The 12,077-nt window shown below is 56.4% G+C and carries 9 protein-coding genes; 8 read left to right on the top strand and 1 reads right to left on the bottom strand.

All coding sequences use genetic code 11. The features are described from left to right. Positions 1-692 precede the first annotated feature (692 nt). The 8 genes from AAFG50_RS39065 to AAFG50_RS39100 all read left to right on the top strand — a co-directional run bounded on the left by AAFG50_RS39065 (position 693) and on the right by AAFG50_RS39100 (position 11,005). The gene (locus tag AAFG50_RS39065; RefSeq protein ID WP_342714097.1) at positions 693-1,631 is read left to right on the top strand and encodes a phage exclusion protein Lit family protein; all 939 of its coding nucleotides are present in this window, start codon (positions 693-695) and stop codon (positions 1,629-1,631) included. A gap of 381 nt (positions 1,632-2,012) precedes the next feature. After that, complete coding sequence (locus AAFG50_RS39070; RefSeq protein ID WP_342714098.1) at positions 2,013-2,429, top strand: hypothetical protein; 417 nt, start codon at positions 2,013-2,015, stop codon at positions 2,427-2,429. A 148-nt stretch (positions 2,430-2,577) separates the two neighbouring features. Beyond that, positions 2,578-6,210, top strand: a complete 3,633-nt coding sequence (locus tag AAFG50_RS39075) for a DNA methyltransferase (protein ID WP_342714099.1) — start codon at positions 2,578-2,580, stop codon at positions 6,208-6,210. A gap of 357 nt (positions 6,211-6,567) precedes the next feature. After that, complete coding sequence (locus tag AAFG50_RS39080) at positions 6,568-7,278, top strand: recombinase family protein (protein WP_342714213.1); 711 nt, start codon at positions 6,568-6,570, stop codon at positions 7,276-7,278. 73 nt (positions 7,279-7,351) lie between these two features. Next, a complete protein-coding gene (locus AAFG50_RS39085; RefSeq protein ID WP_342714100.1) occupies positions 7,352-7,765 on the top strand; it encodes a hypothetical protein in 414 nt (137 codons plus the stop codon). Beyond that, positions 7,762-8,583 (top strand): hypothetical protein, encoded by an 822-nt coding sequence (locus AAFG50_RS39090; protein WP_342714101.1) that lies wholly within the window; start codon positions 7,762-7,764, stop codon positions 8,581-8,583. The genes AAFG50_RS39085 and AAFG50_RS39090 overlap by 4 nt, the downstream gene beginning before the upstream one ends. 131 nt (positions 8,584-8,714) lie before the next feature. After that, complete coding sequence (locus AAFG50_RS39095) at positions 8,715-9,365, top strand: hypothetical protein (protein ID WP_342714102.1); 651 nt, start codon at positions 8,715-8,717, stop codon at positions 9,363-9,365. Between the two features lie 347 nt (positions 9,366-9,712). Next, positions 9,713-11,005 (top strand): hypothetical protein, encoded by a 1,293-nt coding sequence (locus AAFG50_RS39100; protein ID WP_342714103.1) that lies wholly within the window; start codon positions 9,713-9,715, stop codon positions 11,003-11,005. 614 nt (positions 11,006-11,619) lie between these two features. On the opposite strand, the gene AAFG50_RS39105 is transcribed toward AAFG50_RS39100, so the two are convergent. Beyond that, a complete protein-coding gene (locus AAFG50_RS39105; RefSeq protein WP_342714104.1) occupies positions 11,620-11,796 on the bottom strand; it encodes a helix-turn-helix transcriptional regulator in 177 nt (58 codons plus the stop codon). Positions 11,797-12,077: the final 281 nt, after the last annotated feature.

Below are 12,077 nucleotides of genomic sequence, written 5' to 3' on the forward strand. Positions count from 1 at the left end.
TTTTGTTGACTTATAGGTCAACATTTCGTTAGAGGCAAGTTGTTACTCCGTAACTTACCCGGGCATTGTGATTCTTAACAACTTTTGGGATTTCAAGGAGTGGCGGGCTGCTGCACTGTCTCTACCGGACAGCGGGTCCGCTCCAAGGCGTAAACGGCGCTCAATCATAGCGGAGCAAGGCGAAAATCGGTTCGCGGCGCTACCCCATTCGAGCCGCCTCAGCGGCTTGTCATCGGACTAATCTCTGCACCCTATGGGGCCCGTGTTGAGGCAGAGCACAGCTTGACGACTCCTCCCCCGATAGCCTTCGCAACTGCACTCACACCCACACGGTCGCGCTCCGGACGTTTATGATTCCGAGGAATACACTCCGTATTACGACCTCTACGATGAAGACCCCATTCGCGACATGGAACTGGTAGTGGGCAGCTGCTTGCGAAGCATAGTCTTCGACGGCCATCTGAAAGAGCACGCTGATCCGAATGCTTCCACGATTGCGTTGTTACAGGCCAGCGGCCGGCTCCCAAAAGTACTTTCCAGTAAGTCAATATTGGACGATGCAGGTGCAACTGACCCACGCCCCGCTGGCGAAAACAGCAGCGCAATTTTGGTGGGCTATCAGAAGCTACAAGCCGCGCGTCTATCGAAAATCCATCTCTCCTAGATGGAGCTAAACCTGAAGGCAGATGAGAATGAACTTCCTTGAAGGACTGTTCAAATGCTTCGAGCCCGAGATATTGGCAGCTTACGCTCGGGCAGCGAACGACGCGGGTATAGACCCAACATCCGTACCGCTCGTCTTCGCGGATAAGTCCTGGCGCCTCGGCGTTCATGAAGCCGAATATGCGGCGCTTATGCCACCCGGATGCGTTCAGGTCACGTGGAACGGCATCACGAGCCTCTGGGCTTGCGCTCAAGGCATCTCCCGTCTTAGTCGGCGAATGTTCGACGCTCAGCGAGCCGGTACCTCGAAACTGTTTGTGGCACAAGACGAAGAGTTAGAGCGCGGCCTCTATTTCTACGAACTGAGCAGACGCCTCGCGAAGCACAAGTTCGATCACTGGGTTGATTGGGTCCCCTCACCAACATGCGAACCCACAAATGAGGATGACGAGGCGGGAAACTTTCTATTCCTGCAGGCGCTCGGATGGATATTAAGGCACGAACTAGCCCACTTGAATCTCGACCATCATGCACGACTCAAGGCAAAATCAATTTCCAGATATAATGCCGAGGTTGAGGCCGACGAGGCAGCGACACGTTGGGCCAAAGGTAACCACGTCGCGGATCGGTCACGACCTTCCGGGCAGGCGCTATCTACGGAGGAGCTTGAATTGGAGCGCCGGGCCGTATCGGCAGGCGTCGGACTTTTGTGGGTTGGCATGTTTGAAGAGTCCTTTCGTGCACCAAGTCCGGAGTATCCCGCTGTCGCAGAGCGACTACAAAAGTCCTTCGATCTATTTGAACTCCCGACCGACAGCTTTGCTGCTGAAATCTTCTCGTACAGCATCAAGGCGTGGATTGATCCGGAGGGAGCCTGGGACGTGCCGACTGATGAGACAACCGCCACTGCCCAATCGGCACTAGCAACCGCCGTAGTAAACCTCCATCGCCACATGAACAATCTGTAGCTCGGACCACTCCGACACGACGATAGACGCTAACGAGCCCGCGCCTGCACAGTCCCTTGCCGCGGTATTCTGGGCAGTCTTTGAAACTTATTTAGCTCCTGAATAGGAGACGAGTATCGGCTTCGCCGCGTTACCTCCCCGGCCGCAATTCTCTTGGCCCCCCTTATCTGAGGTGTCACCTCGGGAGGCGGCTGCGAGAATTCCCCCCGTACCCCCAACTGGATTGCTCATCATCATGATGAGAGGCGCCGAAATGCTTTGAATGCTTGACAGCGCCACGCTGCGCCCCTTCGATGTACCGAAGCCTTTTCTATAGGCACTTCCCTCCATCTCGATATCATCGACGTGTTACGTACAAGCGCCATAACGCAGGCAGACTTGGTGACCATCTACAACAATGTGTTTGCCGCAAACGTAACGATCAGCGACGCCAAACGCCCGATGATCGAATCAATAAGAGAACTTGCGGCCCAGTGCCTTAAAGCCAAGGAGGGCATGAATTTTGAAAACAAAGTTGTGCTCTCAATTGCTACGCGGTTAGAAGCGGAGCGATTTATGGCGGAGAAGATTAATGACGCCAAATTTCTAAGTGAGATCAAATCAACTCAGACACCGCGACTGCTGAAGGAGTACAAAAAGCGCTTTGGTGGAGAGTCTGCCAACATTGCCACGATAGAGCGGGTTATGCTTATGACCCCCGAGAATATCCACCTGAACTCATTCATGTACGAACCGATCATCGACATGTCGGACGAGCATTTGCGTAAGCTGTATAGCGATGTCTCGGCACTTGGTTGAATGCGAACAATGGATACCGAGCTTCGGTGCAGCCGGCCGCAAGCAATATTGCCACAACGCACAAGCGAGATGTTCGATCTAAAGAATATGAGGCCAACAGCCAGAACACCATTGCCATTGCTGGTTCGCGCCGGATATTTTGGTTTGCATGGGGAACGCGTCTACTGACAATGAAAAACTCGAAACTCTGATCACCGAAGCGAAAGCCTCGGGCGGGTCAGAACTTGCGAACTATCAACTCTTCATTGAACGGCTGTGCATAGCTTTAGGGCTGCCTCGCCCGGCAATGGCGCAGGAGCAAAATAGTCTGAATGATTATGTTTTCGAGAGACGAGTAGACTTCAAGCACCCAGACGGCTCACGCACGGCTGGACGCATCGACTGCTACCGACGCGGGCGCTTCATTCTCGAGGCCAAGCAGTCCGGGAAGCGACAGGCTGCTAGGCGCAATCGTGACCAGCTTGTTTTGATCCCGGAAGATGCGACGCAGAGAAAGCCTGGACAAGCTAAGCGTGGAACACGCGGATGGGACCAGGTAATGCTGGCCGCCCGCAAGCAGGCCGAGGACTACGCCCGCGCATTACCAGTCGAGCATGGTTACCCGCCGTTCCTACTTGTTGTCGATGTCGGGAATGTCATTGAGGTCTATGCCGACTTCTCCGGTCAAGGGAAGAACTACGCGCATTTCCCTGATCGTCAGTCCTACCGCATCGACATGGATGATCTTCGCAACGCCAACGTTCAGGCACGTCTGAGCGCGATTTGGAACGACCCTCATTCGCTCGATCCGACGCGCATATCGGCTGAAGTCACCCGCGACATAGCAGAACGCCTAGCCCGAATCGCCAAACGCCTGGAGGTTAAGCACGACCCAAAGGAGGTGGCAGAGTTCCTGATGAGATGCTTGTTTACGATGTTCGCGGAAGACGTAAAGCTTATCCCCGACAAAGGCTTTCACAAGCTCATCGGGCAGATGAAGGACACGCCCGAGCACTTCGTTGCGGCATTAGAGAGCCTTTGGGCCATTATGGACAGCGGTGGCTATGCGCCGCACCTGAACGCAACTTTGAAAAAATTCAACGGCTCCCTGTTTAAGAACGGCGAAGCTCTGCCGCTCGAAAAGGACGACATTAATGAACTCTATGTCGCGGCAGGCAAGAACTGGTCGGATGTCGAACCTGCGATCTTTGGTACGCTGCTTGAACGCGCCCTCGATCCACGCGAACGATCAAAGCTTGGCGCCCACTACACTCCACGCGCGTATGTCGAGCGTCTAGTCGTTCCGACTATCATCGAGCCTTTGCGCACGGATTGGGAGCTCGTTCAGGCTCAGGTGAAGGAGTTGCGCGACAAGGGCGACCACGCGAAAGCGCTTGCGGCAGTCAAGGCGTACCACCACAAGCTTTGCACGACGCGCGTACTCGACCCAGCCTGCGGAACTGGGAACTTTCTTTATGTTAGTTTAGAGCTGATGAAGCGCTTGGAAGGTGAAGTGCTGGAAGCGCTAGACGACCTCGGTGAAGATCAGGCCCGCTTCGCGATGGAAGGGGAAACGGTCAACCCACGCCAATTTTATGGGCTGGAGCTGAACCCACGCGCTGTGGCTATCGCAGACCTCGTTCTCTGGATCGGTTATCTGAAGTGGCAGCTGAAGACCGCTGGCCTGGCATCTATCACTGAGCCAATCCTTGACGCCTACGGCACCATCAAGCAGCAAGATGCCGTTATAGGCTATGACCGACAAGAACTCTTGCGGGACGATAGCGGAACACCGTTGTCGCGTTGGGACGGCTTAACGAAGAAGCCCCACCCGATTACAGGCGAGGAAATTCCAGACCCCGAAGCCCGGGTGCCACGCTACAATTATGTGAACCCGAAACGCGCGACTTGGCCAGAGGTTGAGTTTATTGTCGGCAATCCGCCCTTCATCGGCGGCAAAGATATGCGTGCTGAGCTTGGTGATGGCTACGCAGAAGCCTGCTGGGCGGTGCGCCCTCATATTTCAGGCGGAGCTGATTTTGTCATGCACTTCTGGGATGAGGCCGCCACACGATTACTCCGCAAGCCGCTGAAGGGACAGACAAACCCACTAAGACGCTTCGGCTTCATCACAACAAAATCGATCACGCAGACTTTCTCACGGCGTGTCATCGATCGCCACATGGCTGCGAAGGAGCCGCTGTCGTTGGTATTCGCTATCCCCAATCACCCGTGGCTCAAAGCATCCGATAAGGCCGCCGTGCGTATCGGCATGACCGTGGCGGAGAAGGGCGAGCGTGATGGTCGTCTGGCAGAGGTTGTCTCCGAAGCGGGATTGAATACCGATACTCCGCAGGTTGCGTTGGAGACGCGAGAAGGCAAGGTCCGCGCCAGTCTTACAATGGGCGCACACTTGGCGGCCGCGAAACCCTTGGTCGCAAACGCCTACATGGGCCACAAGGGAATGATGCCGTATGGCAAAGGATTTTGGATCAACGGAACCAAGGCCACCGAATTCCGTGCCGAAGGTACGCCGTCGTTTCCTCATCGCATCCGACCTTACCTGAACGGCTCCGATCTAACACGGCGGCCGCGTGGGATTTTTGCAATCGATTTCTTGGGTCTTTCTATGGAGGCGGCTCGGGAGCATTTTCCCAAGGCCTATTCGCATCTTTATGAGTACGTGAGGCCGGAACGCGAGGCAAACAATCGCAAATCTAGGCGCGATAAGTGGTGGGTCTTCGCGGAACCTGCACTCGACCTAAGAGAGGCTGTTAACGACTTAACGACCTACATTGCTACACCTGAAACTGCGAAGCATCGAACTTTCTCGCTCGTGTCTTCCGAATTTCTAGCCGATCAGAAAATTAGAGTAATCTCCAGCGACCGACCTGAACTTCTTGCGGTTCTGTCCAGCAGAGTCCACGTCTTGTTCGCTATCGCTAAAGGCGGATGGCAGGGCGTCGGAAATGATCCTGTATACCAGCACACGCAGACATTTGATCCTTTCCCGCTCCCGACCGCGGTCGAGCCAAAGCGATTGTCTAATGATGTCACCTCCGCCCAGCACGACAGGCTGCGCGATCTTGGCGAAAGGCTCGACACCTTCCGCAAGAAGCGAATAGCTGAGCATTCCTTCCTTACCGTGACCGGCCTCTATAACGCGCTGGAACGTCTACGCGAATTGGAGAATGGCTGCGACGTGCCGCCGTTGACGGATGCCGAGCGAGACGTGCATCGTGCGGGGTTGATCTCAGTGCTGAAAGAAATCCATGACGACATCGATCGCGCCGTGTTGGCCGCCTATGGCTGGGAAGATCTTATTCCGGCTCTAGTCGGCAGGCCTGGCTCGACGCTTCCCTCATCGCACAAGCTGCCAGAGCAGGAGCAGATTGAGGAAGAACTTCTCATTCGGCTTGTCGCACTTAATCACGACCGAGCAGTGGAAGAGAGGCGGGCCGTCGTCCGCTGGCTGCGCCCCGACTATCAGATGGCAAAGCTGGGAGCGAAGGCACCGATGCGGATAGAAGAACACGTTGGCACGCTCGACGTAGAATTGCCCGACATCACGGAACGCCCGAAATGGCCAGCTGATGGCCTGGAGCAGATCAGATTAGTGCTTGATCTTCTCTCCAAGGCTCCGGCTCCCGCTGCACCTGCTGCTATTGCTAGCGTACTTGACGGCAGAAACACCGTCGGACGCCGCGATCGCATCGCTGAGGTTCTTGAGACGCTGGTTGCAACCGGCATTGCCCGAAGAGGCGAGCACGAAGGACAGCGTCGGTACTTCCTGCCCAGATAATGCCGATCCGCCAGCGCCGGTGGCGAAACATCGCTCGGCCTGAACGTGGCGTGTCATGCGAGGTGACCTCGGGCAGAATCTAAAATGGGGTGCCATATCTCAGAGCTCACCTCGTGGCGGCGGCTTGCAGCTTTCCCCCTGTCCCCTTAGTCAATTTCTGAAAACTACTTCACTTACATCTCGGCAGGTCGTCCCGCGTTTCTCCAAGGCGCCGCTTCAGGCTGCAGGTCACGATGAGACTGCAGCTTCCTGAGTCGATTTGACTCACCTGCGATCGTTGGCGAGCGAATCCGACGCCGCTAAAAACATAAGCATCGGTCGTTGATTAAGTTTTTCGCGAGCCACCATCGAAGGGGAATTACCGTGAAGCGCCGATTTGTTGCCTACTATCGAGTGTCCACCCGCAAGCAGGGCCAGTCCGGCTTGGGCCTCGATGCACAGAGGGCCGCCGTTGCGAACCACCTTGGCGACGGACGAGCGAACATCATAGCGGAGTTCACGGAGGTCGAGAGCGGACGTCGCAACGATAGGCCAGCCCTTGACGAAGCACTGACTACAGCCCGCTTGCACCGGGCGACTCTCGTGGTCGCGAAGGTCGATCGCCTGACGCGCTCGGTGGGCTTCCTAGAGCGGCTGCTAGAGGCGGGGGTAGATGTTCGCTTCGCTGACCTTCCCGCCATCGAGGGTCCTACCGGGCGCTTCATGTTGCAACAGATGGCGGCTGTGGCGGAGTTGGAGGCCGGACTCATCTCTGCCCGCACCAAGGCAGCGCTGGCGGCGGCGAAGGCCAGAGGACAGCGGCTCGGAGGCGATCGAGGGGGAAATCTGTCCAGCACCGCGCGGGCACTCGGAAGGGATGCCCAAGCCAAGATTGCCGATAGACGCGCCGGGGACCTCGCTCCTTTGCTGGGTAAATTACGCGCCGAAGGAAAAACATCGCCTACCGAAATCGCGCGAGCGTTGACGGCAAGCGGTATCCCGACGGCACGGGGCAAGGCTAACTGGTCGGCCCCCCAAGTCACACTCATTCAAGCGCGGCTTGCGAAGCCGAAAGGGCGTGAAACCTAGAGGCAATTTGCCCCTTGACTGCGGGTTATATCTACATATCTACTAATCTCTAGATATTAGAGAGGAGTAGTTCATGAGAACAATTGGCGTTTCTACCGCTGTTTTCGCGGCCATATGGTCTCTTCGGCAGAAGGGGGAGGAAACGGAGGATGCGATACTTAGGCGCATTCTGAAGGTCGATCCATCCAAGGCAGAAGCCTATCAGACCGCCGTAATGGGGTTTCGCGATGAGCGTTCCGGCGTCGATTTCCCAGAGGGATTCGAAATCTTCCGAACCTACAAGGGCAAGGAATTCCGCGCCAAGGCAACGCATGGTCGCTGGCTGCTGGCTAACGACCACAGCACCTACGCATCTCTGCACAAGCTCAGTTCGGCGGTAGTGTCTGGGAACGAAAATTCCTGGCAGAACTGGAAGTACAGACGCCACGATGGCACTGACAGCTTGATCGATCGTCTCCGAGGTGACCCCACGGAAAGTCAGCCATGACCGCACCGAGCAACGCCGCGCCGCTCATGCTCAACGTAGTCAAGCTGAATGGGAACTACTCACCAAAGTCACCGGGCATGAACGAAATCAGCATCACCGACGCACTTCAGAACATTAAAAGCTGGGCCACTAAGGCCGAGCAGGTACAAGCCGCGAATTATCCTGACGTGCAGCCCCTTCGATACCTACTGCCGCAGGCGCGTCGATCTATCTTAGGGGTAGATGCCTCACTTAGCGAATATCAGGGGCAAGCAGTAATCGGTTTTGGAATCACCGGCGGCGCCAATGTCGGAACGAAAACTCGATATGTCCTTCCAATTCACTTTGCAATATTGCGAGCGTTTGAGCTAGTCCCCGGCGTAACGGTGAGATTGAACGATGACGCTCATATATCGCGAGATCGAAAGCGCGGCATTACGCGATCCGATGACGAACTGATCTTCAATTTGGGGATTCGCCTGAAGGCAACCGTCGCTAAGGTGTTGGGGCTACCCAAACGCTCCAAACTTGATCGGATACTTTTCAGTGCACCCCCTGACGCCATTCTGCACCCGCGCCGGACAGGGGATCACCACTACGTTGTACCTTCCGGGTATGTACCGATCAGAAATCGCCATGAGGGATTCCAAACGCAGGAAACATGGATTGCAGGGATCGAGCGAATAATTCGCAATCCGGCTTCAAGCGAGTTAGGTGAGCTACCGGACACGCTCAGGTCATTGTTTATGACTGCGGAGAGTTGGCATTGGTCTGAGCTTGTTGACAGGCTGCCATGCGACCCTCGGATTGATAGCCGCAATCTTCGCGGCAAAGGTTAAAAGCAATCTTGTCCAGTAAGCGGATGCACAGCGGACGCCAAACAAGGACGGCCAGCCTAAAGAGCCGGATCAGGTCGACGTCCCTTGATTTTCAAGGCAGGTGCTCCATTCCCGGCTGCCGTAATCCAACCATGCGGGCTGCGCGTCTTGGACTCGCGGCCTTCCATTGTCGCCGTCACGTCGAACACAAGGCTCGGCACGGATCGCACTGGCATGGGACGTACAGCGCGGCCGAACTGAAGCCGTACCTTGCTGCCGCGACCTCGTATGTTCGGCTCCGGGTCGAATCCGATCGCTTCATCAAGGCGGCCCTCAATGCCGTCGCGCTGTTGCTAGAAGAGGCCGGGCACACGGAGATCGCCACGAGGCTCAAGGGCATGTCGGCCAACAGACGGGCTCGCATCGCTCTAGCGCGGCTTCGTGTCGCAGGCGTCAAGCCCGAGCGATTCGTCATCATCGAACTGGCCGTTTCGGCGCTGATCGAGGAAGACCCGGGATCACACCGAACCAAAGAGTTTCGAACGGTGCAGATCGCAAAGGCCCTACATCGCCTTGCAAGCGGCACCCACAAGCGCTGGCCATTCGTAGATCATCAGGGCAGGCACCACCAAACCGAACTCCACGCCTTTCCTAGGTCGTCTGGGCCGGTCCTGCGGCTGATCGGGCGGGCCGTCGAGCAGCAGTGCGAATGGGTGGTGGAAAAGCACCTTTCCGCCGTCCTCGCCTTGAAGGTGAAGCGATATGGACGCCATCCCACGCTGAGAGCCGCAGGGGTCGGATAATTTGGAGTGAACGCTCTCGCACGTCAGATCAGGTGGCCGGATAACGGTACGCACATGTTGGGGCATCGGGCCGACCACTTTAAGCACGGAAGCCCCGCCATCGAATGGAGAGACAGCATGAGTAAGCGATCAAAACTAGAATTCGAGCGAACCGAAAGTGATTTCATTTTGAAGTTAGACGGCGTTGCTATCGCAAAACGCGGCCAGCCGGGCTCTGCTCACGCAAAGAGTTGGATACCGTTGGAGCCAGGATACCAAATTAACGACGCACTGGATGGAAGTATCTTGGTGCATCGTTCTGATGTTCGAGTTCACTAACGAGATAGGCAATAAGTTCAGCCGAATTCATGATAACGCAGATTAATGGCGCGCTTCATGCACGGTTCGACCCGCAGTTGCGGGCGAGAACCCCGGAGCTAAGGGAAGCCATCGGCCGCTTCACACAACATCTGATCGCACAGGAAGACAAGCTCGGCCTCCGCTCTCGTGCCCGCAAGGATGAAGACCGGCGCAAATTCGCCATCGCTGTTGAGGCCGTTGCCTGCAATCTGCTCATGCAAGGTCTCATTCGTGAAGATGCGGCACTCGCCATTCCGCTCGACAACAACATGATGTGGGGTTCGAATCGCTACCGGAACCCAGTCTACGGCCAACACTTCCTTGGGCTGCTTGAACTGTTGGAGCGACTGAAGCTCCTCAAACGCGTCGCGAAAGGCTATCGGTTCTCAAAAACGGCTAAGGCTCCGTCGCTGTTCAACGCGGTTGCTGATCTTGGCAAGCGCTTTCCGAAGGTCACACCGGCCTCGTTCCGTCGCGAGCAAGAGCCGGAAATTCTCATCCTCAAGACGGGCAGAGATGAAGACGGCAACGCGGCCTTGGTGAATTACTCCGACAGCCCAAAAACGAGGACGCTTCGCAGACGAGTTCAACGTATCAATGATTGGCTCCTCGATGCCGACATTGAATTGACCGGCACTCACGACTCAGCCCGGCTCGGCAAGGAGGGCGAGATCATCGCGTCCTACCGGCGAACAGTCCGCAGGACTTTCAATAACAAAAGCTGGCAACAGGGCGGCAGGCTTTCCGGCGGCTTCTGGATGACGATGCCCCGCAAGGATCGATTCCGGCAGATTCGCATGAATGGCAAGCCGGTGGCCGATGTCGATTACCAGCAACTCTTTCCGCGTCTCGCCTACGTCCGCGCCAGGGCGCCGCAACCTGCCGGAGACCTTTACGATGTGATGGGAGACGGCACCGGACGCGATGGCTGGAAGCTGCTCCTTAATGCTCTGCTGTTCACGCGAGGCCCCTTGAAGCGTTGGCCGCGCGATTGCAGTCCATTGCTTCCCGGATTGAACCTCAAGCAAGCGTTGGCACTACTCGATCAAAAGCACGAGCCGATTGCCCATCTATTCGGAACCGGCATCGGTTTTGAACTAATGTTCCTCGAAAGCGAACTGTTGATTGCTGTGGTCACGCACCTCTTCGAGAGCGGCATCCCGGCGCTGCCCCTTCATGACGCCGTACTTGTGCCGGAGCCGAATGCCGAAGCCGCCAAGGCTGCTATGAAGTATGCCTTTTGCGCTGGCTCGGCCCAATCCCGCGCGTTCATAAAAGTCGACGTTGGTCCCGGAAAATAGGCATTTTCGAGCTTACGCCTCTGCTAAAGACCTAGGAGGGGAGAACTAGGCAGGTTGCTTCAGAGGCGTAGCTTGAAGCTGTTCCTTAAAGCGGCGATGGCAGCCAGACCATCGTCACCTGAGCGTTCCCCCCGAAGGATGACCTACAGAGGGAGGGAGCACAGCAGGCACAGCACCTCCACCATCACTACCTTGAGGGCAAACCTTCATGGCCTCCATTCACGACACACTCCGGGGGGCTTCGGGTGATGAAGCCAACCTGGTCACACCACCACAAGATCTCCTTGAAGGAGCACTTTAAAGGGAAGGGTATGTGCCGCTGCCTACCGCCTTGCCCCCCCGAAAGGAATGACCTTTAAGCCCTCCGCCATGGGGCTTTGGTGGCAAGCCGGAATGGCTGACGGCCAATAGGCTCCCATCACCCTAACGGCTACTGCAAGGGTCCTCAGAGGAGCGCCCTTAGCGAGGAGAGAGGACATGGACTATCTACGAGCGCAGAGGCATTCCTTCGGGCAACTATCGGAGACACCTCAGCGCCCCCCCTTAAGTCGGTGCTCAAAGTGATCGGGCAGACACCGGACGGGTTTCAGCCAAATGGTCCCCCGCACGATCGGTCAGCGCGATTTCTTGGACTCATCGAAAAGGAAGCGGATCGGCGTCTCCAACGCTTGAGCAACGTGCCAAAGGCTAACAATGGTCGCGTTCCGGTTTCCTTGCTCCAAGCCGCTGATATAGGCCCGGTCGACGCCCACTAGATCGGCAAGCTCTGCCTGCGTAATTCCAGCCGCCATCCGCAGCCTCTTTACGTTGCCACCTACCAAGCGCCGCACGTCCTCTGACATGCGCACATAGCGACAACTTGTTGCAATCTAATGCGACGCAATATATTGCACATCCATCAAGAGGACATTCAAAGAATGCGCTGCCTAGTCCTGCTCGCCTTCCTTCTGCAGATTAGCTCCTCCTACGCTCAATCCCCTACAGTTGAGTATAGAGCCGCTCTCGAATATTGCGCTGGGCAGCACATGGTAGACCTCGATGATGGAGTCTCATCGGCGCCAATCATTGCGCG

Source organism: Bradyrhizobium sp. B039 (assembly GCF_038965675.1).
Taxonomy (GTDB): Bacteria; Pseudomonadota; Alphaproteobacteria; order Rhizobiales; family Xanthobacteraceae; genus Bradyrhizobium; species Bradyrhizobium diazoefficiens.